We start from the raw sequence: 22,486 nt of genomic DNA on the forward strand, positions 1-22,486 counted from the left end.
GAATGGGGAAATTATGGCAGATATTTATGAAGAAGCATTAAAAGCACACGAACAATGGCGTGGGAAAATCGACATTCATTCAAAAGTAACAGTAAAAACAAAAGAGGCCCTATCTTTAGCTTACACACCAGGAGTCGCTGAACCATGTAGAAGAATCCATGAAAATCCAAATAAAGTCTACGATTATACGTGGAAAGGGAATACTGTTGCAGTCGTAACGGATGGTACCGCAGTTCTGGGTCTAGGTGATATTGGCCCTAAAGCTGCATTGCCAGTTATGGAAGGGAAAGCCTTGTTATTTAAAGAATTTGCTGGAATCGATGCGATCCCAATTTGTCTAGATACGAAAGACCCAAAAGAAATCATCAATATCATCAAAGCTATGGCTCCAACATTTGGCGGTATCAATTTAGAGGATATCTCCGCTCCACGCTGTGTAGAAATCGAGCGGACATTAATGGAAGAGTTGGATATTCCTGTGTTTCATGATGATCAGCATGGTACGGCCATCGTTACGATTGCGGCATTGATCAATGCGCTAAAAATCGTTGGTAAAAAAGTCGATGAAATAAAAGTAGTTGTATCAGGAACAGGCGCAGCTGGTAGCGCAATTATAAAAATGTTGCATCATTTTGGCGTGAAGAAGATCATCGCATTTAATATAGATGGTGCATTATCTAAAACGCTGGACAGACCGCTGAATTTCTTAGAAAAAGAAATTATTGAAATCACGAATCCTGAAAATTTTAGCGGTTCTTTAGGAGAAGCGATGGTTGGAGCTGATGTGTTTATCGGTGTTTCTGCGCCTAAATTAGTCTCAAAAGAAATGGTCGCTTCAATGAATCCAAGTGCTATCGTATTCCCAATGGCGAATCCGGAATCAGAAATCGATTATCAAGATGCGATCGATGCAGGTGCGGCAGTTGTTGGAACCGGTCGTTCAGATCATCCAAATCAAATCAATAATGTCTTAGCTTTTCCAGGCTTGTTCAAAGGGGCATTTGTCGCGGGAGCCACGAAAATCACTGAAAACATGAAACTAGCGGCAGCAAAAGCAATTGCAGAAATCATTCCTGAATCAGAGCTTACAAGTGAGTACATTATTCCTTCACCGTTTAATCAAGAATTAGTGGATGTCATTATACGTGAAGTTGCTGCAACTGCAGTACAAGATGGTGTTATTAGAATATAGATAAAAAAGACAAAAAAGTTCTATCTATTGCTTTTTGCAAAATAGGTGGAACTTTTTTATCTAGAGAAAATAACAGGATTTCTAGTTCAATAAAGCCAAGTGTGGTATACTATTTAGGAGTAATTTCAAGAGAATGCTAGAAGGAGGATGTTTCTACATGTCAGAAAAAGAAACATTTTATATCACCACCCCGATTTATTATCCAAGCGGACAACTACATATCGGCAATTCTTATACAACGATTGCCTGTGATGCGATGGCCCGTTACAAACGTTTGATGGGCTTTGATGTATTTTACTTAACAGGTGTGGATGAGCACGGACAAAAAATTGAAAATAAAGCCTCGGAATTAGGCGTTACACCAAAAGAATATGTCGATAAAATGGCGGCAGATGTTCAAAAGTTATGGAAAACGCTTGATATCAGCTATGATAAGTTTATCCGTACAACAGATGATTACCATAAAAAAGCTGTTCAGCAAATTTTTGATCGCTTATTAGCACAAGGTGATATTTACCTTGGTGAATATGAAGGCTGGTATTCTGTGTCAGATGAGGAATACTTTACTGAAACACAACTAGCTGAAGTGTATCGTGATGATGAAGGCAAAGTGATCGGTGGTAAAGCACCTAGTGGGCACGATGTTGAATTGGTAAAAGAAGAATCGTATTTCTTTCGTATGAGCAAATACGCGGACCGCTTGTTAGCATATTACAATGAACATCCAGAATTTATCCAACCAGAATCACGTAAAAATGAAATGATCAACAATTTCATCAAACCTGGTTTAGAAGATCTGGCTGTCTCACGTACAACATTTTCTTGGGGAATTCCTCTATCGAATGATCCAAAACATGTTGTTTATGTATGGATCGATGCATTATCAAATTACATTACCGCATTAGGCTACGGCTCAGAAGATGACAGCTTGTTTAAAAAATATTGGCCGGCAAATGTTCACATGGTCGGCAAAGAAATCGTTCGTTTTCATACGATTTATTGGCCAATCATGTTGATGGCGTTAGAATTACCACTACCAAAGAAAATTTTTGGACATGGTTGGTTATTGATGAAAGATGGAAAAATGTCTAAATCTAAAGGAAATGTTGTTTATCCTGAGATTTTGGTCGACCGTTACGGCTTAGACGCATTACGTTATTATTTATTGCGTGCGATTCCATTTGGAAGTGATGGCGTCTTCACACCAGAAGATTTTGTTTCTCGTTTAAACTACGATTTGGCGAACGACTTAGGTAACCTTTTAAATCGTACGATTGCAATGATCAATAAATATTGTGAAGGACAGGTTCCGACCTATGCCTCAAAAGTAACGCCTTTTGATAGTGAATTATCTACAACTGCGGCAAATGTAATCGGAAAATATCATGAATCAATGGAAAAAATGGAATTCAATACGGCAATTGCTGAGGTTTGGACATTGATTTCACGTGCCAATAAATATATTGATGAAACACAACCATGGGTTCTAGCAAAAGATGAAGAAAAGAAAAATGAATTAGATAGTGTGATGGTCCATTTAGCTGAAAGTTTACGGATTGTAGCGATCCTTTTACAACCAGTGATGACTGAAACACCCAAAAAAATCTTTGAACAATTAGGGTTAGATTCGGAAACAATGAATATGGAAGTCATCCATTTTGGTGAGTTTCCAACAGATATTAAAGTTGTTGCAAAAGGGACCCCAATTTTCCCTCGTTTAGAGATTGACACGGAAGTTCTCTACATTCAAAAGAAAATGGCGCAAAACGCCCAAACAACGACAGAAGAAATCAAATGGAATCCAGAAGAAACAGAGCTTATTTCAACGAAAGAAAAAGAAATCAAGTATGAGGATTTCGACAAGGTAGAATTAAAAGTTGCTGAAGTCATTGATTGTAAAAAAGTCAAAGGTGCAGATAAATTATTACAATTCCGCTTAGATGCAGGTGATGAACAAGATCGTCAAATCCTTTCTGGAATTGCTGAATTTTATCCAGACCCAAGTGCATTGATCGGTAGAAAAGTCGTGATTGTAGCGAACTTAAAACCAAGAAAAATGCGTGGTCAGATCAGTCAGGGAATGATTCTTTCCGCTGAATCACCAGAAGGTAAACTACAGATCGTTGACGCACCGAAAGATATGCCGAACGGGGCAAGCATTGCCTAATTAAAACAGTAGAACATATAAAGAAGAGTAACAGCCTCTATGCTAAGAGTTATCTTACATAGAATTAGCTGTTTCTTTTTTTTAAATTATTTACAAAAAGGCAAGGATGATTTTATATAAATATAAGTAAAAAAATAATATCGATAAAAATTATATCAAATAAACTTATTTTATTGTATCATTATGATAGAACAAAATAATTGAATTGGAAATAAGGAGAATGTTGGATGAAAGTGAAAAAGTATCTGTTGGGGATCATCACAAGTGTAGTGATTTTGTTATTAGCAGCATGTGGATCAGATCCTAGAAAAGAATTTACTAATGCCATGTTTAGCTCTAAAGGACAAGAGTATAATGCAGCAAGTTTTGAAATGAAGATCAAGGATTTAACGTATGATGGGGATGAAGGCGGCGCCTATGTCAAAATGTTTGCTAGTCAACTGAAAGATATGAGTATTGATGGAAGCTATGCGGTCGATGAGAAAAAAGATACGGTGGAAATGGAAATTACAGCAAATTTGTTTGGTGAAAAATTACCATTCCAATTCGTCGGAAATAAAGAGAACTACTATATGTCTACTAGTTTTGTCTCTGGATTGTTGGATTTAGCCAATTCATTTGGTTATCCCTTTGAGCTTAGTAAAAGCGATTTGAATAAACTAAAAGGAAAATATATTGATATTGCTGAAGCTGGTGATACACTTTCATCAGGTGAATTAGACAAGAAAACGAAGCCATTGAAGGATAAAACTTTTGTAAATATGGAAGAGTCCAAAATGGGAAGCGAAATGAAAAAATTAATTGAAAGCTTCGATAAAGATTCGTTTAAAAAAGATAAGGATGTTATCACACATACCTTTACTAAAAAAGAAATTATTAGAATGATGGAAAAAATCGATGAAGTTGCCAAAGAAGACAAAGACTACAAAAAATCAGATGATGCGAAAGAAATGAAAGATGCCATCAAATCACTGAAAAAAGACATGGACAAAATGGATATAAAGGTCAGTATCAATCAAAAAACAAAAGCCTTTGATACAGAAATTGCTATTGCAGCAACTGATGAAGATGCAGCGTCCATGACTATGGTCATGGCAATCTCAGTACAACCACAAAAAAATAGTGCAAAAATCAAAATACCAAGTAAAAAAGAAATCATCAGCCAAGATGAGTTGGAAGAAATTTTAGCAGAGATCACTGGAACTATTTCGGACGATTCGGATTTCGAGTTAGAAGATGATATATATGATTACAGTGATTTAAAAGATGATCCAGATATGCAAGAGCTGATCGATGCTCAATTAGATGCAATGATCGAACAAATCGAAGCCAATCCAAGTGCCGTCACCGAAGCAAAAGCTAGTGAAGCACGTGAAGAGGCGAAAGAAATTTTCAACGACAAACAAATGAAAAAATTAAATGAAGCACTAGACAAAGCGCTAGAAGCGGGAACCATTTAAAAGATCATAAATAAGCGGTAGCTTCTACAATCAAATCAGTGATTTGATTTGTACAAAGCTATCGCTTTTTCTATTACGATAGAACGGTCATTGTGTATACGATCAGGGCACAGAAAATTTACTTGAGTAACTAGAGTTTCAGTTCAAAGGAGGAGTACGATGTGTATTTTTTGCGAGATATCGGATTTTGTTTTAGAAAATGAATTAGCTGGAGCATTTTATGATAAATTTCCTGTGAATGAAGGACATTTGTTGATCATACCTAAAAATCATAGAAGTGACTATTTCGATTTATCACAAGTGGAAAAACAAGCAGTCGAGGAACTGATTCAAGCAGGGAAACAACTACTAGAAAAAAACTATCAACCCGTAGGTTATAATATTGGGACCAACTGTGGTGTATATGCTGGTCAAAGTATTATGCATTGTCATATCCATCTAATTCCTAGATATGTTGGCGATCTAGAGAATCCTAAAGGCGGAGTAAGAGGTGTGATTCCTACAAAACAAAATTATTAAAATAGGAGTGAAGTAGCATGCTTTTAAAGGAAGTAACGTTATTAGATGAACAGATGTATTCAATTACGAAATGAGTTGACAGAGGAGAGATTACAAAAATGGTTCCGTGCTATTGGGTTGAGTTAAACGGCCAAAATAAACAGCACTTCCTAAGTAAAAGTGCTGTCTATTTTGGCTGTTTACGCCTATCATCAACTAAAATCTTAATTTTTTATTTGATTTAAATTTGTGGAAACGAGCGGGTAAAAGCATGATCAAAATCGCATAAGGAACACTGATGATCGACCAAGCCAAAGTTCGGCTCAAGCTATTGTATTTATATAACCAGTTTAATAAAAAATGTAGGCCTAAGATACCAAGAGCTACAAAAGTTAGAACAGCGTAGCTCGACTCATTTTTTATGGCAAAGCGAAAAATACTGCCAATCAGCGGGACCAAATAAAAATAGGCACTCGTCAATGAAATACGCCAACTTTTAGCAATCGTTCCAAGATTGATCAAAAAAAATACAATGGATAACACAATTCCTAGTGGTGGAAAAAATGCAACCAAGGTGGCATAAATAGCTCCCCATAAAATCATCAAGGGTCCCTTTACAATTGCTGCAATCACAATAAAAAGAGCAATCAGCAGAAATTGCTGTGTCATCGTTCCATAAGCCAATAAACCGAACAGAATCAATAAAAGCCAATGCCAAACTGTATTAACTTGAGGCTTCCTCTGGATCGTAACATTTTTTTGAATCGTTGATTTCAGAAAGTCAGAATCTTCGAAGAAATTTTTCAAAAGCACTCACTCCTATCAAATTGAAAATTAGACTGGAATTAAGTTTACTGCTGAATAGATAAAAAAACATCGGGCTAAAGTCGGTTGTTTTAGCCTGATGTTTTTAAGAATTCATTAAGTAGCATGGATTCGTTTTTAATATTACTTAGAGGCAAGCAACTCAGAAATCTCCCCGATATAAGGTAGAAATACCTGTTTCATCCCCCGAGAAATTGCTGTATAAAGAATTTTCTTCTCTCTTTCAGTTGTCCCATAACGCACGGTAGAAGGATCGTGGATGATCACATTATCAAATTCAAGCCCTTTTGCCATATCAATCGAAAGAATTTGGGCATCAAAAGCACTATTTTTTTGTAGAAGCTGCTGTTTCAATAATGCTGCTTCGGACGCTGTTTTGGTAATCACTACAGTATCTTCTTTCTGTGCCAATGAATCCAAAATAGAAATAAGAGTATTTAGATAACTCGCTTCATCTTTACATGAAATAAAGGTCGGTTTTTCGCCATCTTTTCGGATAGAAACAATCTTGAGTTTCTCATGATTTGTCACTAACGTTTGGAATAGCTGTGTAATTTCTTTGCTTGAGCGATAGCTATTCAATAATTGATACGAAGTAACAGAACGACTGGAAGCGGATAACAACTCTTTCAATGCCATAAAGCTGATCGATGTATTAAAAATCGCCTGATTTTCATCTCCAGCTAAAGTAAAGTTCGCTTGCGGGAATAATTTAAGCAATAAAAGAATTTGAGCTTCAGTATAATCTTGTACTTCATCTACCAAAATAAACGCCATTTGTCGATTCGATAAATCTTCAATAAATGTATCTTTGAGCAATAACAAAATTACGACTTCATCTGCCGTATAGGCGGTCGTTACTCGTTCATACGTCTCTTGCTGATACTGTTGATACAATGCTTCAAAAAGTAACCATTGATCAAACCAAGTAAAATCAGCAATCGCAGTCACTACTTTGCGGTATTTTTGTTGCAATCGTTGAAGGGCAAATTCTGCTAATTGTTCCTCATCTTCTTCTGTAAAAGTCATGTCAAAATAGCGTAATTGTTCTGTTTCAGTTAAGTCTTGCATCTGATCGATCATTTGTTTCGATTTCGCTTGCTTGATCAAATAACGATTCCACAAACTTGAAAGCTTTTCCTTTGTTGCAGAAAGTCGATCTCTGATCGATAAATTCGTTGGGGTTTCTTGATATAAACCAAAAATCAATTCAGCAGAAAATAGTGTTTTTCGTTTGAATAAAATTGGTTGGAATAGCGATTGTTGAATGAGAGATGCATCTTGAAAATATTGAATGAAGTCCACAAATTTCTGTGACTGAATCACTCTTTGTTGGGTAGCGACTTGTTCAGCAGTGATTCGTTTAAAATAAGCTGCTTCACTTTCAATGGGTGCTTTTTCCCGAAAGGTAAATTTAAGAAATTGCAGCAACGTCAAATTCATGGGATTCCGCTCCCCTAAATTTGGCAATACTTGAGAAATATAGTCAATAAAAGTTGAATTAGGAGAAAGCAGTAAAATATCATCGGCAGTGATTTTAGTCCGATGATTATAAAGTAAATAAGCAATCCGTTGCATGATTGCAGACGTTTTCCCACTGCCGGCGATGCCATTGACTAAAAGCAAGGGATGACTTTCATCACGGATGATCTCATTTTGCTCTTGTTGAATCGTCGTCGTGATATCTTTCATATATTGAGAAGAATCAGCCTCAAGTGTATGAAGTAAAATATCATCCTGAATCGCAAGGCTGGTATCAAAAAAGTTGATCAAACGATCTTCTTCAAGGATCAATTGTCTTTTCAAATTTAAGGTAACAGGAATTTCATTGTTGCTGACATGATAATTGCTGTCGCCTAAAACATTATTGTAAAAAAGAGAAGCAATCGGTGAACGCCAGTCGTAAATTCGTGATTCTCCATCCAAATTGGTAAAATCATTCATGCCGATATAAAAAACGTCACGATCCGCACCATCATCTAAAAAAGTCACATCGATTTTTCCAAAATAAGGGACTTGAAGTAGGCGTTCGACTTTTTCTAATTGTTTAGCCGCAGTTGCCTGCTGCAAATTTAATTGATCGATTTCTCTATTTTTCATTTCCATTACGGCAAATGTCTCTAAGTTATCAGAATAACTGTCGAAATTTAGTTTAGTATCACCGCTAAATTGGTCTAATACTGATTGTCCTGTCATATTAACATCATCAATAGCGGTTTGATAGACATCTTTTGCTTGGGTCAATTCCTCGTAAACTTGGTGCAGATGCTGGGTTTCTTGTGTACGCTCGTTTGACATAGGGGTTCCTCCTGACATAAATTGCCGTGACCGAATAGTATAAGCTATTTTGTTGAATAAAGCAATTATAAGAAGCTGATAATTTATCAGTGCTGTCCATTCAGATTTTGGTTAAAATGTGATAAAGTATAGAAGACAGAGGAGGGGTTTACTTGATTTTTGATTCTCATACCCATTTAAATGCAGAACAATTTAATGAAGATATTCCAGAAACAATTCAACGTGCGAAAGAATTAGGTGTAACGGAGATGGCGGTGGTTGGTTTTGATACACCAACGATCGAAAAATCTCTGGAGCTTAGCCAACAATATAAAGAAATCCAAAGTATTATCGGATGGCACCCAACAGAAGCAGGGAGCTATACACCTGAAATCGAGAAAAAAATTCAGCAATTATTAACCACGCCTAAAGTAGTCGCACTTGGCGAAATCGGTTTAGATTATTATTGGATGGAAGATCCAAAAGAGGTTCAAGATCGTGTGTTTCGACGTCAAATCGCAATCGCCAAAGAAATGAATTTACCAATCAGTATTCATACACGGGATGCGATGGAAGACACATACAAGATTTTAAAAGAAGAAGATATTCGTGATATTGGCGGAATCATGCATAGCTTTAGTGGTGACCCTGAGTGGATGGCAAAATTTTTAGAGATGGGCATGCATATTTCTCTAAGTGGCGTTGTTACGTTCAAGAAAGCTTTAGAAGTGCAAGAAGTAGCCAAGGCAGTGCCGTTAGATCGTTTATTAGTCGAGACTGATGCACCGTATTTAGCACCTGTTCCCTACCGAGGCAAACGTAACGAACCAGGCTATACCCGTTATGTAGTAGAGAAAATCGCAGAATTACGAGAAGTCCCATTTGAAGAAATTGCGAAGCAAACAACTACGAATGCTCATCGCTTATTTAGGTTAGATAAATGACAGACAAATTGAGAATTGAAGAAATTATTGTCGTTGAAGGAAAAGACGATACCAGACGTATCCAAGAAGTTGTGGATGCTGATACGATCGAAACGATTGGCTCAGCAATCAATGAGGATATTCTAGAACAAATCGAGCATGCACAAGAAACACGCGGCGTGATCATTTTCACTGATCCAGATTTTTCAGGTGAAAAAATTCGTAAAACGATCATGGAAGTTGTTCCCGATGCCCAGCATGCGTTTCTCTCACGACAACTTGCTGCCCCTAAAAAAAGAGGGAATAGCTTAGGTGTGGAACATGCCAGTGATGAAGCGATTTTAGAAGCACTAGAAAAAGTAGTGACGCCTGTTATTGAATCAGATGATTACCAAGAAATAGCTAGACAAACCTTGATTGAATATGGTTTAATAGCGGGAGCTCGTGCAAAAGAACGTCGTGAAAAATTAGGAGATGAATTGCGCATTGGTTATACCAATAGCAAGCAATTGACCAAACGCTTGAAAATGTTTCGTATCACAGAAAAAGAATTGATAGAGGCAATGCATAATATAAACGACTTACCTAGTGAAAAATCGGAGGAATCAATTTGACAGAGTACAAAGAAATCGCCACTCCTTCAAGAACCAAAGAAATTTTGAAGAAACATGGCTTTTCATTCAAAAAAAGTTTAGGACAAAATTTTTTAACCGAACCAAATATTTTACGTAAAATTGTTGAGACTGCAGGGATCGATAACCGTACTAATGTAGTAGAAGTAGGTCCTGGCATCGGGGCTTTAACAGAACAGCTAGCCAAAAACGCAGCCCAAGTCTTAGCTTTTGAAATCGATGATCGCCTGATTCCTGTTTTAGAAGAGACAATGAGTCCGTATCAAAATGTCACAGTTGTCCATAATGATGTACTAAAAGCCGATTTAGTCGGTACAACCAAAGAAGTTTTTAAAGAAGAGCGTCCAATCAAAGTTGTTGCCAATTTACCTTATTACATTACAACACCGATCATGATGCACTTTTTAGAATCTGATTTAGATGTCCAAGAAATGATCGTTATGATGCAAAAAGAAGTCGCAGATCGAATCTCAGCAAAACCCGGAACAAAAGCTTATGGCTCGCTATCAATCGCAGTCCAGTACTTTATGGAAGCAAGTATCGCGTTTATTGTACCGAAAACGGTCTTTATCCCGCAACCAAATGTTGATTCTGCCATCATCAAATTAACTAAACGTGACAAACCAGCCGTTGAGGTAACAAATGAAAAAGAATTCTTCAAATTAACAAAAGCGTCTTTCCAGTTACGTCGTAAAACACTATGGAATAACCTGATTCATTACTATGGTAAAGATGATGAGACAAAAGCATGGTTAACCCAAAGCTTATCCGAAGCGGAAATTGACCCATCACGTCGTGGTGAAACATTGTCACTAGAAGAATTTGGACGTCTAAGTAATACATTGGAAAAAAATCGTTAACTCTGTACTAAGCAAAAAGGGAGTGAGAAAAGTTGATAACTTTTCTCACTCTCTTTTTGATAGTAGACGTATAGAAGTCTATCGAAATAATTTATTTTAACTTTATGTAAAATAATTGCTTTCAGTTATTGACTTTTTCTGAATATCAAGGATAATCATAAATAGAAAGCGCTTTCTTTCGTTAGGAGTGAAAATATGGAAAATAAGAAGACGAGAAATATTCATTGGATGCTGGCGGCTATTTTTTTAGGATACACATGTATTTATATCGATAAAACAACAATTGGTATGTCACTGGTGACGATTGCAAATGATTTAGGATTTGATCCGCAGCAAAAGGGTTTGGTGTTGAGCGCCTTTTTTCTAGGGTATACAGTTTTTCAAATTCCTTTTGGGTATTTATCAAGTAAGATTGGTACGAGAAAAATGATGATCATCTCCGTTTTTTTAGTAGGAATTTTTCTATTTTTATTCGGGTTTGGCTTTTCTTTATTGTATTTGATTTTAGTTCGTTTCATGACAGGTGCGGTTGCTCATTCGGGTTATCCGTCTTCTGTCAGCACGTTCATTTCACAAGAATTGCCAATAGAAAAACGTGGGCCGGCACAATCGACTATGATCGCTTCATCAGGTTTTGCGGCAATTGTTGGTCCCTTACTGATTGCGCCACTTTTACTTCAAGTTGGTTGGCATAGGACTTATTATATTTTAGGGGCGGTGGTTCTTTTGGTTGCAGTATTGATGTATGTTGTGATTCCTAAAGAATTTGGTGGAGTAAAAGAGCATTTAAAAAATAAGCGCACGATTTCATTCAGAGAAGTATTACAGGATAAAAATGTTTGGATTTTGATATTTGCAGCGTTTTTCATCAATGCTGCAATTTATGGGCTAAATGGCTGGATGGCGACTTATCTAGTCGAAGCGCACGGACTGGCTCTAACTCAAACTGCTTATGTAACGGCAGTTATTGGCTTTTTCACAATGGTGGCAGCGATGTTAGGCGGGGTTATGGTCAATAAATATTTTATTGGAAAAGAAAAAAAGGTGATTTTTGTCGCAACGATAGGTGGCGGACTTTTTGCTCTTCTAGTTTCAGTTGTCGGATCATTCTTCATGAGCATGATTTCATTAGCTTGTGCGGTGGCTTTTGCTAGTTTAGCTTTTGCGACGCTAATGAGCATCCCAGTGAAAATATTCCCTTCAGATGAAGTTTCTGCTAAATATGCGACGATCAATGCGATTGGTGTTTCAGGTGGGTTTGTGGCGCCGACTATTATTGGGGCATTGATTCAATTTTCTAATGGCGGCTTCTTCAGTTCATTTTTATTTATTGGCGTTTCATTCGTTGTTTCTGGAGGGATTACGTTATTGATTCAAAAAAATCAGAAATCTTAATTCAGAATTTTGAAAAAAGTAAAAGGGTGTGAGAAGATGTGTACGGGAATCACAGTGAAATCTAAATTAGGGAACAGCTATTGGGGACGGACACAAGAATTTAAAGTATTGTTGGATTACGACGGTGCGATTATCCCTAAAAATTATGATTTAAGTACATCATTGGATCATTATAGGACACATTTTGCTGCAATGGGTATAGCTCTAGCTGGTAATCCATTATTAGTAGACGGAGTGAATGAAAAAGGATTAATGGGTGGCTCTTTTTATTTCGGCAATGATAATCGCTATGTTGAATCGGATGAAATTCGCAAGATGGGAAAATTGCCATTGGCTGGCGCTGAATTTGTGACCTATGCCTTAACAAATTATGCATCAGTTGCGGCAATAAAAGAGCGAGTCAATCAAGAGACAGCGATTGCAATTGTTGACAATCAGGTTGGCATTCCGCAGCACTACGTTTTCCAAGATGAATCTGGTGCGTCGATCGTTGTAGAACCATCGATTGAAGGCGGCTATGAAATATATGATAATCCTGTGGGAGTTTTTACGAACAGCCCAAAATTTGACTGGCATTTAACCAATCTTCAAAATTACGTAGGACTTAGTGACATGATCGCACCAGCTATTCAGATGGATAATCTTTATGTGTTTTCAAATGGTAAAGGATCTGGTTTGCTCGGAATCCCAGGCGATTTTACTCCACAATCTCGTTTTATTCGTGCAGTCTATCTAAAACACTTTTCTGAAAAAGTAGATGATGAACAGGTAATAGAACAAATTTTCCATATTTTAGATAGCTTTGATATTCCTAAAGGAGTTGTGAAAGTCAGTTCACAGACGGATGTGCAGTACACCCAATATACCAGTGCCTACGATAGTAAGGAAAAGCAACTGTATATTCATTTGTATGAAAATCGTATGATCCAAACCTTGTCATTAAAAGCCGGTAGATTAGATAATTCTGTACCTCAGTATTTTGAATTAAAGAGGGAACAACAATATTATTCAATGCCTAAAAAGAACGAAAAATAGACCTAAAATAAAGTTGATGGAAGAGAATTACGGGAGAGACTAGTCATAGCACCGAAGGAATAAATAATCAATGACGCAAATCATTGATCATGAAGATCTCAGGTAAAAGGACCGTAATTGGACATCACTCTGGAAAGCGAAAGCACCGAAGGAGCAACTCTTCAAGAGGAAGACGAATCTCTCAGGTTTTTTACAGAGGAACTAGCATTTTTTTAAGATGCCTGTTCCTCTGTTTTTTTATATAGTTTAGATAGCTTGGAGGTGTCATTGGTTAAGTACTAAAAATACACAGAAGCAAAGGAGTAGAAAAGATGGATTTAAAAACACCTTTATATGACGCACATCTTGAAGCCGGTGGAAAAATGGTTTCATTTGCTGGCTACACACTACCTGTTCAGTACAAAGACAGCGGTGTGATCAAAGAACATTTAGCTGTTCGAAATCAAGTAGGATTATTCGATGTTTCCCATATGGGAGAGGTCGTTTATGAAGGAAAAGATGCTTTAGCGAATTTGCACTATTTGTTAACCAATGATTTTAGTAACTTAGAAGTAGGTCGTGTTAGATATACCTTGATGTGTAATGAAAACGGCGGTGTGATCGATGATCTACTCGTTTATAAATGTAGCGATGAAAAATATTTATTAGTAGTCAATGCAGCGAATAGAGCAAAAGATGTTGCATGGATGAAAGAACACTTATTTGGTGAAGTGGCATTTTCGGATCAATCGGATCAATTTGTTCAAATTGCATTGCAAGGCGCATTTGCCAAAGAGATGATTGAAAAACGAACGAAAGAAGAAGAGATTCCTAAAAAATATTATAGCTTTACTGAAAATGCTGATGTAGGCGGTGTGACGTGTCTATTATCACGAACCGGTTACACCGGAGAATTTGGGTATGAATTGTACTGTAAACCAGAAGACGGAATCAAATTATGGAATTTATTACTGGAAACGGGTCAAGAATATGACATCATTCCCTGTGGCTTAGGAGCTCGTGATACGTTACGGTTAGAAGCTGGGATGCCGCTTTATGGTCATGAAATGACAGAAGAAATTACTCCTCTTGAAACGGATTTAAATTTTGCCGTCAAGATGAAAAAAGAAGATTTTATCGGCAAAAAAGCGCTCATTGACAAAGGGGAACCTAAAATTACTCGAATCGGTCTGCAGTTAACGGATCGAGGAATTGTTCGTGAAGGAGCTGATGTGTATTTTAATGATAAGAAAATCGGGCAGACCACCTCAGGCACCATGTGTCCATTCATTAGTAAAGCCTGTGCAATGGCTTTAGTTGAGAAGAATAGTGTAGAAATTGGTTCTCCCATAGAAGTTGAGGTTAGAGGCAAAAAAATTAAAGCAGAAGTTGTCACACTACCATTTGTAAAAAAATAATTGAAAAAGAAGGAGTCGTTTATTATGACAAAAGCTATGGAATTGAAGTTTTCAAAATCACATGAGTGGGTACTTTTTGATGGAGATAAAGTAAAAATCGGTCTGTCTGATTATGCACAAGATCAATTAGGTGATATCGTTTTTATTGATTTACCAGATGAGGGTGACGATGTTACCAAGGGTGAATCGTTTGCAGATATTGAATCTGTCAAGGCTGTTTCAGAAGCGTATTCTCCAATCACAGCTACAGTGACAGCAGTCAATGAAGAGCTTTTGGACAGTCCTGAGTTGATCAATTCAGCACCGTTAGAGTCATGGTTAATTGAAGTGGAAGGGGTAGACGAAATCGAAGACTTGCTAAGTGCTGAGGAATATAAAAAATTCTGTGAAGAAGCTGAGGAGGCATAATGAATGGGTAACTATCTTGGTTCAACGCCACAACAACAACAAGAAATGCTGAGAACGATCGGTTTAAAAAATATGAGTGACCTTTATCAGGATATCCCGAAAGAAATGATTATAAAAAATCTAGCTATTCCAGCGGGAAAATCAGAATTTGAAGTACGACGTATTTTAGAAAAGATGGGCAAGAAAAATAAAGTCTTCTCCAGCATTTTTCGGGGTGCGGGTGCCTATAATCACTATATTCCTGCTATTGTAAAGCAAATTTCAGCAAAGGAAGAATTCATGACGTCTTACACGCCGTATCAACCAGAGATCAGTCAAGGATTGTTACAGTCGATTTTTGAATATCAAACAATGATTTGTGAAATTACCGGAATGGATGCAACGAATGCTTCTGTTTACGATGGTGCAACGGCTGCTGCTGAAGCGATCAATATGTGTTTAGAAAAAAAACGCTTAAAGGTTTTGATTTCAGAAACGACAAATCCAATGACGATTCAAACAGCGTTGACTTATTTTAGTTCTAGAGAAATCGAATTTGTGATGATTCCAGAGAAAGATGGATTGACAGATTTATCTGTTTTAAAAGAAAAATTAGATGATACAAGCGCTTGTTTTATTGTCCAACAACCTAATTATTATGGAGGAATTGAACCTGTCGAGGTAATCGCTGAAATGGTTCACGAAGCAAAAGCTAAATTTATTATGAGCGTCAATCCAGTTGCTAGTACGGTACTAAAGACAGCTGGTGAAGTTGAGGCAGATATTGCGGTTGGCGATTCACAGCCATTTGGGATACCATTAGCTTTTGGTGGACCTTATATTGGGTTCATTGCGACAAAAGAAAAAATGATTCGTAAATTACCTGGGCGTATTGCAGGGGAAACAGTGGACGAAGCAGGTGATCGAGCATTTGTTTTAACACTGCAAGCTCGTGAACAACATATTCGTAGAGAGAAAGCAGCTTCTAATATTTGTTCAAATCAGGCACTGTGCGCCTTAACTAATGCTGTTTATATGAGTACAATGGGCGCTCGGGGTATTCAGGAAGTAGCTGAGCAATGTTACAGCAAAGCTCATTACCTTTTGGATGGACTAACGCAAATCAAAGGGGTAAAACGAACGAATGATAGTCCCTTTTTCCACGAATTTGTGACAACTTTTCCAGTAGCAAATGAAGTGGTTCTAGCTAAATTAGAAGAACATGACATCTTAGGCGGCTATCCGACAGAGCAAGGTTTACTATGGTGTGTAACAGAAATGAATACGAAAGAACAAATAGATGAAGTCGTTGCATTGGTGAAGGAGGCGTGTGGACAATGAAATTAATTTTTGAACGTAGTGTAGAAGGGTATTATAACGAAATGATTTCACCATGTGATGTACCAACCACGGCTCTTCCAGAAGAAATGAAGCGCCAAAAAGAACTCCATTTGCCCTCACTGCCTCAACCTGAGATCAGTCGACATTATACAGAACTAGCAGATGCAACATTTGGTATCAATAATGGCTTTTATCCTTTAGGTTCTTGCACAATGAAATACAATCCTAAAATTAATGATGAAATGGCTACCTATCCCGCTTTTGCAAGTATTCATCCTTTGCAGCCAGAGCATACAGTTCAAGGTTCATTAGAAGTTTTTACCATGACGGAAATGTTGCTGAAAGAAATCACGGGGATGAATGCAATAACATTTCAACCAGCAGCGGGTGCACATGGTGAGTTTACTAGCTTATTGATGATCAAAGCGTATCACAAAAAGCATGGTCAACCACAACGAAACAAAATTATTGTCCCTGATTCTGCTCATGGAACAAATCCTGCAAGTGTAGCAATGACAGGGATGATTACAGTGAATATTCCATCAGATAACTATGGTTGTGTGGATATTGAAGCGCTGAGAGCTGCGGTTGGGGAAGATACCGCGGGTTTGATGTTGACCAACCCAAATACAGCTGGGATCTTTGATAAAAATATTTTAGAAATCACGAAAATCGTTCATGATGCGGGTGGATTGAACTATTATGATGGTGCAAATTTAAATGCCATTATGGGTGTTGCACGTCCAGGTGATATGGGCTTTGACATTATTCATTTAAATCTACACAAAACCTTTTCAACACCACATGGTGGCGGTGGCCCAGGATCTGGCGCTGTTGGGTGCAAATCATTATTAAAACCATTTTTACCGGACTATTATCCAGTCAAGAAAGGAGCGGAAATAGGCTTTACGAGACCTGTGAATTCAATTGGATTAGTAAAAGGCTTCTATGGTCAATTTTCAGTCTTCTTGCGAGCGTTGACCTATATTTTATTTTTAGGATCAGAAGGAATTTCGTCTGCCTCCAAGAGTGCAGTATTAAATGCTAATTACATGCTTCATGAATTAAAAGATATCTTTGAAGTGCCATATGGCGAGTCTTGTATGCATGAATTTGTAATTAGCTTAGATAAATTGAAAAAAGAAACAGGTGTAACAGCACTAGATATAGCGAAAGGGATTTTAGATCATCATATGTATCCGCCAACGATGTATTTCCCCTTAACTGTACCGGAAGCTCTGATGGTGGAACCGCCAGAAACAGAGTCAAAAGAACGGATGGATGATGCAATTGCCGTTTATCGTAAACTTTATGAAGATGCTCATAAAAATCCGGAAGCTTTTCATGAATATCCTTTACATGCTCAAATCCATCGTGTAGATGAAGTAAGAGCTGCTAGACATCCCATTGTTCGTTATGACTTTGCTTTGGAAAACAATGAATAAAGTGAGCTGCTATTGAAAAGTACAAAGCGGAACGTTGTTACCTTGAGTTATCTAGCTATGCGGGCTAGTCTCTCAGGAAATAAGAAAAATAAAATGTGATAAAGAGCATTGCAGTTCATTTTTCCTATTTTTCAGTCGAGATTAAATAAGCCCGCTATGCTTTTACCAAAAGAGTAAGGAGGAATGGTATGCGGTATGATCTAATCATAATCGGGGCGGGGCCTGGTGGATATGTTGCAGCGATCAAAGCGGCTCAGCTGGGGATGAAAGTAGCTCTTGTTGAACGTGATCGAGTAGGAGGAACATGTTTAAATCGAGGCTGTATTCCGACGAAAGCATTATTACATTCAGCTGAAACAGTTCGTGAAATAAAAAACGCGAGTGAATATGGTATCTATATTGATGATAGCCAAATGAACATGGAAGAAATTTACGCAAAGAAAAATAAAGTGGTTGAGACTCTCGTTCAAGGAATCGAAGGTTTGGTCAAAGCAAATAAAATCGAATTGATTTTCGGATCAGCACAAATCATCCAAGTGGGTGTAATTGACGTTGACGGATCAAGATACGAGACCGAAAAAATCATGATCGCAACAGGTTCAAAACCAGTGATTCCACCGATTCCAGGTAGCAATTTACCAGGTGTATTAACAAGTAACGAACTTTTAAAACAGCCGAATACCTATAAAAAAATGACCATTATCGGCGGTGGAGTGATTGGCGTTGAGTTTGCCTCGATTTTTAATGCGTTAGGTTGTGATGTAACGATTATTGAAACTGCTAATACATTATTACCAAATTTTGATAGTGAAATTTCCAAAAAATTAGCAATGGTTTTAAAAAAACAAGGAATCAAAGTAGCAACCAAATCGATCGTGTCCGGTATTTCTAAGGAGGAACAGTTGACCTGTACCTATACGTCTAAAGGAAAAGAAAAAACTGTTACAAGTGATGCAGTTTTGATTGCTACTGGTCGAAAAGCAAGCTTTGAAGAGGTATTTTCAGCTGATTTGAACGTAGAAAGTGAAAATCAAAGTATTTGGGTCAATGATGCTTTTGAAACGTCTATTAAAGGCATTTATGCCATCGGAGATGTAGCAAGCCGTGGCACTCAATTGGCTCATGTAGCTTCTGCTCAAGGCGTGAATGCTGTTTTGGCGATGAATCAAAAAGCAGTGGAATATGATTTAGAGGTAATTCCTTCTTGTGTTTACACTACACCTGAAATCGCTGCTGTCGGAATGACAGAAGAAGAGGCAAACAGGCAAGGAATCTCTGTGGATGTTGGCAAATACAACATGGCGGGAAACGGAAAAACAATGATTGCAGGGAATTCATTAGGATTCATCAAAGTCATTGCAAATGCACAAAATGGCAAAATTATTGGTGCGCAGCTGATGTGTGATCGGGCAACAGATATGGTCAGTGAATTTACGACAGCAATTGTTAACAGGTTGACGATTGAGGAAGTAATGTCGATTGTTCATCCACATCCAACGTATAATGAAGGAATAGGCGAGGCTTATGAAACGCTTCAAGGTCTTGGAATCCACACAATCCCTAAAAAATAATAGAAATATACCAAATATTCTGAAATATTTGGTACTATAATAAGAGAAGCAATTTTTCCGTTCGCTTTGGGTACATGATTGGTTTTTACAAATTTATTGAAAGTCATTTCATTTAAAAAGAAAAGGAGAAAAAATAATGCTGACAGAAACACAAAAAAAAGTTGCCGATAGTTTAGAAGACGAACTAATTCAAATCAGAAGACATTTACATCAGAATCCAGAAATAGGGATGGACTTACCGAATACTATGGCTTTTGTAAAAGAGAGACTCACAGAATACGGCTATGAACCTAAAGCATGCGGAGAGTCTGGTGTCACCGTTGTGGCGGGTAAAAAAAGTGGTAAAACATTTTTACTAAGAGGTGATATGGATGCACTGCCGATTCGCGAGCTGACTGATCTACCATTTAAATCCGAAAATGGCTATATGCATGCCTGCGGTCATGATATGCACACAACGATGTTGCTTGGTGCTGCAAAATTATTAAAAGAATTTGAAAATGAATTAGACGGACAAGTGAAGTTATTATTTCAACCTGGGGAAGAAATACTTTCAGGTTCAAAAGACTGTATCAAACATCAGGCACTAGAAAATCCTACAGTAGATGCTGGCATGATGATCCATGTTTTCCCATTTGAAGGGTTTAAAGCAGGTCAGATCATGCCAACACCAGAAGGGACTTTTATGGCTAGTGCGGATTGGTTTGAAATCAATATCAAAGGTCGTGGGGGACATGGATCCCAACCTGAAACATCAATCGATCCAATCAATGTAGCTGTCCATATTTATACAGCGCTACAAGAATTATCAGCGAGAGAAATTGGTTCAGAGGAACGGTTTGTGCTGACCATCGGCGAATTTATTGGGGGAACACCAGGTGCTTCTAATATTATTCCAGAAACGACAGTGATGAAAGGAACCTTACGAACCTTAAAAGAAGAGGTCCGTGGACAGGTCAAAGAACGAATGGTTGCAATCGCTGAAAATATCGCAAAAGCATTTCGTGCCGAAGCTGAGGTGGTTTTCACGAATGGTTGCACAACCAATGTGAATGATCCTGAATTAACGGCATTTACTAAAAATTCACTGATAGAAACATTTGGAGCAGAACGTATTGTCGCTATTCCGATGTCAACACCATTGATGGGTAGTGAAGATTTTGGCGAAATCAGTCAATTGATTCCAACAACAACCGTTCTTTTGGTGGCATCTGAAGAAAATATCAATCTCCATAATCCAACTATTGTTTTTGATGAGTCTGTGTTGGTTGAAGGAGCAAAAGTTTATACAGATACAGCAATGTCGTGGTTAAAGAACAACTGAAAGAATTGATGGAATGGAGAGGAAAGAATGGTCAAAACAGATATTGAAATTGCACAAGCTACTACGATGTTGCCTATCACAAAAGTAGCAGAACAACTTGGTTTGGATGAAGAACAATTTGAATCGTATGGAAAATACAAAGCTAAAATAGAAGTTGAAAAAATCAAAGGCAACAAAAAAGGCAAAGTGATCCTGGTTACAGCAATCACACCCACGCCTGCTGGGGAAGGCAAGACAACCACAGTTGTCGGTCTAGGTGACGCATTGAATCGAATCGGAAAAGAGGCGATTATCGCGTTAAGGGAACCTTCTTTGGGACCTGTTTTTGGAATAAAAGGAGGAGCAGCTGGCGGCGGCTATGCGCAAGTTGTTCCAATGGAAGATATCAACCTTCATTTTACAGGGGATTTTCATGCGATTGGAGCAGCAAATAACCTGTTAGCAGCAATTATTGACAATCATATTTTTCAAGGGAATGAGCTAGGAATTGATAATCGTCGTATCACTTGGAAAAGAGCGGTGGATATGAACGATCGTCAATTAAGAAATATTGTTGATGGTTTAGGGGCTCGGGTCAACGGTGTTCCTAGAGAAGATGGTTTTGAAATCACAGTTGCTTCAGAAATCATGGCCGTTTTATGTTTATCTAATGATATTGAAGATTTGAAAGAAAATCTAGCTAATATCATTATCGGTTACACCTATGATAATCAACCTGTTACGGCCAGAGAACTGAATGCACAAGGCGCTATGACAGCTTTATTGAAAGATGCGATCAAGCCCAACCTCGTTCAAACATTAGAAAACAATCCAGCATTGATCCATGGTGGACCATTTGCCAATATCGCACATGGCTGCAATAGCGTGATCGCAACGAACACGGCTAGAAAACTAGCCGATTATGTTGTGACAGAAGGTGGTTTTGGTGCTGATCTAGGCGCTGAAAAATTTATCGATATCAAATGTCGGAAATCTGGTATTCGACCTTCGGCGGTTGTTGTTGTAGCGACTGTTCGTGCATTAAAAATGCATGGTGGTGTACCTAAAGATCAACTTGGCGCTGAAAATATAGCAGCCTTAACAGACGGATTGCCAAACCTTTTAAAACATATCGAAAATACAACGACTGTGTTTGGGTTACCAACAGTAGTAGCCATCAATAAGTTTCCTACAGATACAGATGCAGAACTTGAACTTGTGAAAGAAGAATGCCAAAAACGCAATGTGAATGTAGTTCTTTCAGATGTTTGGGCTCAAGGTGGTGCCGGTGGTGAAGAGCTAGCGAAAGAAGTAGTTCGACTAGCCGATCTGGAAAATCATTTTTCATTTGCCTATCCAGACGAATTGCCAATCAAAGAAAAAATCAGTGCCATCGTAGAGAAAATTTATGGAGGAAACGTTGTTCGCTATGAGCCTATTGCGGAAAGAGAAATTGCTAAACTGGAAAAACTCGGGTTCGGTCATTTGCCAATTTGTATGGCTAAAACTCAGTATTCATTTTCAGATGACCAAACCAAATTAGGAAGACCCACCGATTTTGCGATAACAGTCAGTAATATCAAGATATCGGCTGGAGCAGGGTTTATTGTAGCTTATACGGGGTCAGTAATGACAATGCCTGGGTTACCAAAGAAACCAGCTTATGAAAAAATCGATGTTGACCCCGATGGAAAGATCATTGGTCTGTTTTAAGTCGAAATAATCTGTAACATAATAAATAAACTCATTGATACGGCTATATACTGTCCGCAATGAGT

The 22,486-nt window shown here is 37.8% G+C and carries 18 protein-coding genes and 1 riboswitch; of the genes, 16 read left to right on the forward strand and 2 right to left on the reverse strand.

The genetic code is table 11. From position 1 onward, the window contains the following. Nucleotides 1-13: 13 nt before the first annotated feature. The 4 genes from IGJ50_RS10220 to IGJ50_RS10235 all read left to right on the forward strand — a co-directional run bounded on the left by IGJ50_RS10220 (nucleotide 14) and on the right by IGJ50_RS10235 (nucleotide 5,338). Nucleotides 14-1,192 carry an NAD(P)-dependent malic enzyme gene (locus tag IGJ50_RS10220; protein ID WP_429950238.1) on the forward strand — a complete coding sequence of 393 codons (1,179 nt, stop codon included), beginning with the start codon at nucleotides 14-16 and terminating at the stop codon, nucleotides 1,190-1,192. A gap of 157 nt (nucleotides 1,193-1,349) precedes the next feature. Next, entirely contained in the window at nucleotides 1,350-3,359 is a 2,010-nt protein-coding gene (metG, locus tag IGJ50_RS10225) for a methionine--tRNA ligase (protein WP_429950239.1), read from the forward strand. 227 nt (nucleotides 3,360-3,586) lie between these two features. Then, nucleotides 3,587-4,819, forward strand: a complete 1,233-nt coding sequence (locus tag IGJ50_RS10230) for a hypothetical protein (RefSeq protein WP_429950241.1) — start codon at nucleotides 3,587-3,589, stop codon at nucleotides 4,817-4,819. A 159-nt stretch (nucleotides 4,820-4,978) separates the two neighbouring features. Continuing rightward, nucleotides 4,979-5,338 (forward strand): HIT family protein, encoded by a 360-nt coding sequence (locus tag IGJ50_RS10235; RefSeq protein ID WP_069639320.1) that lies wholly within the window; start codon nucleotides 4,979-4,981, stop codon nucleotides 5,336-5,338. Nucleotides 5,339-5,533: 195 nt separating this feature from the next. On the opposite strand, the gene IGJ50_RS10240 is transcribed toward IGJ50_RS10235, so the two are convergent. Then, nucleotides 5,534-6,124 (reverse strand): hypothetical protein, encoded by a 591-nt coding sequence (locus tag IGJ50_RS10240; RefSeq protein ID WP_207120210.1) that lies wholly within the window; start codon nucleotides 6,122-6,124, stop codon nucleotides 5,534-5,536. A 141-nt stretch (nucleotides 6,125-6,265) separates the two neighbouring features. Beyond that, nucleotides 6,266-8,440, reverse strand: a complete 2,175-nt coding sequence (locus IGJ50_RS10245; RefSeq protein WP_429950243.1) for a HelD family protein — start codon at nucleotides 8,438-8,440, stop codon at nucleotides 6,266-6,268. A 152-nt stretch (nucleotides 8,441-8,592) separates the two neighbouring features. On the opposite strand from IGJ50_RS10245, the gene IGJ50_RS10250 reads away from it, so the two are divergent. From IGJ50_RS10250 to IGJ50_RS10305, 12 genes are all read left to right on the forward strand, one after another. Then, entirely contained in the window at nucleotides 8,593-9,363 is a 771-nt protein-coding gene (locus IGJ50_RS10250) for a TatD family hydrolase (protein ID WP_429950245.1), read from the forward strand. Further along, nucleotides 9,360-9,956, forward strand: a complete 597-nt coding sequence (gene rnmV / locus IGJ50_RS10255) for a ribonuclease M5 (RefSeq protein WP_181429541.1) — start codon at nucleotides 9,360-9,362, stop codon at nucleotides 9,954-9,956. The genes IGJ50_RS10250 and rnmV overlap by 4 nt, the downstream gene beginning before the upstream one ends. Next, nucleotides 9,953-10,834 (forward strand): 16S rRNA (adenine(1518)-N(6)/adenine(1519)-N(6))-dimethyltransferase RsmA, encoded by an 882-nt coding sequence (gene rsmA, locus IGJ50_RS10260; RefSeq protein ID WP_207120207.1) that lies wholly within the window; start codon nucleotides 9,953-9,955, stop codon nucleotides 10,832-10,834. Before rnmV ends, rsmA begins: the two co-directional genes overlap by 4 nt. Before the next feature lie 195 nt (nucleotides 10,835-11,029). Further along, a complete protein-coding gene (locus IGJ50_RS10265; protein ID WP_429950248.1) occupies nucleotides 11,030-12,229 on the forward strand; it encodes an MFS transporter in 1,200 nt (399 codons plus the stop codon). 36 nt (nucleotides 12,230-12,265) lie between these two features. Then, nucleotides 12,266-13,264, forward strand: coding sequence for a linear amide C-N hydrolase (locus IGJ50_RS10270; protein WP_429950250.1), 999 nt, complete (start codon nucleotides 12,266-12,268; stop codon nucleotides 13,262-13,264). A gap of 20 nt (nucleotides 13,265-13,284) precedes the next feature. After that, a riboswitch (glycine riboswitch) is annotated at nucleotides 13,285-13,388 on the forward strand. A 187-nt stretch (nucleotides 13,389-13,575) separates the two neighbouring features. Then, nucleotides 13,576-14,661, forward strand: coding sequence for a glycine cleavage system aminomethyltransferase GcvT (gene gcvT, locus IGJ50_RS10275; RefSeq protein ID WP_069639312.1), 1,086 nt, complete (start codon nucleotides 13,576-13,578; stop codon nucleotides 14,659-14,661). Between the two features lie 24 nt (nucleotides 14,662-14,685). Next, entirely contained in the window at nucleotides 14,686-15,069 is a 384-nt protein-coding gene (gene gcvH, locus IGJ50_RS10280) for a glycine cleavage system protein GcvH (RefSeq protein ID WP_069639311.1), read from the forward strand. Nucleotides 15,070-15,072: 3 nt separating this feature from the next. Further along, entirely contained in the window at nucleotides 15,073-16,389 is a 1,317-nt protein-coding gene (gene gcvPA / locus IGJ50_RS10285) for an aminomethyl-transferring glycine dehydrogenase subunit GcvPA (protein ID WP_429950252.1), read from the forward strand. After that, complete coding sequence (gene gcvPB / locus IGJ50_RS10290; protein ID WP_429950254.1) at nucleotides 16,386-17,834, forward strand: aminomethyl-transferring glycine dehydrogenase subunit GcvPB; 1,449 nt, start codon at nucleotides 16,386-16,388, stop codon at nucleotides 17,832-17,834. Before gcvPA ends, gcvPB begins: the two co-directional genes overlap by 4 nt. 188 nt (nucleotides 17,835-18,022) lie before the next feature. After that, nucleotides 18,023-19,405 carry a dihydrolipoyl dehydrogenase gene (gene lpdA, locus IGJ50_RS10295; RefSeq protein WP_429950256.1) on the forward strand — a complete coding sequence of 461 codons (1,383 nt, stop codon included), beginning with the start codon at nucleotides 18,023-18,025 and terminating at the stop codon, nucleotides 19,403-19,405. A gap of 136 nt (nucleotides 19,406-19,541) precedes the next feature. Further along, a complete protein-coding gene (locus IGJ50_RS10300; protein WP_429950258.1) occupies nucleotides 19,542-20,729 on the forward strand; it encodes a M20 metallopeptidase family protein in 1,188 nt (395 codons plus the stop codon). Between the two features lie 27 nt (nucleotides 20,730-20,756). Next, nucleotides 20,757-22,421 (forward strand): formate--tetrahydrofolate ligase, encoded by a 1,665-nt coding sequence (locus tag IGJ50_RS10305; protein ID WP_429950260.1) that lies wholly within the window; start codon nucleotides 20,757-20,759, stop codon nucleotides 22,419-22,421. Nucleotides 22,422-22,486 lie beyond the last annotated feature (65 nt).

Source organism: Enterococcus sp. AZ101 (assembly GCF_050499005.1).
Taxonomy (GTDB): domain Bacteria; phylum Bacillota; class Bacilli; order Lactobacillales; family Enterococcaceae; genus Enterococcus_L; species Enterococcus_L ureilyticus.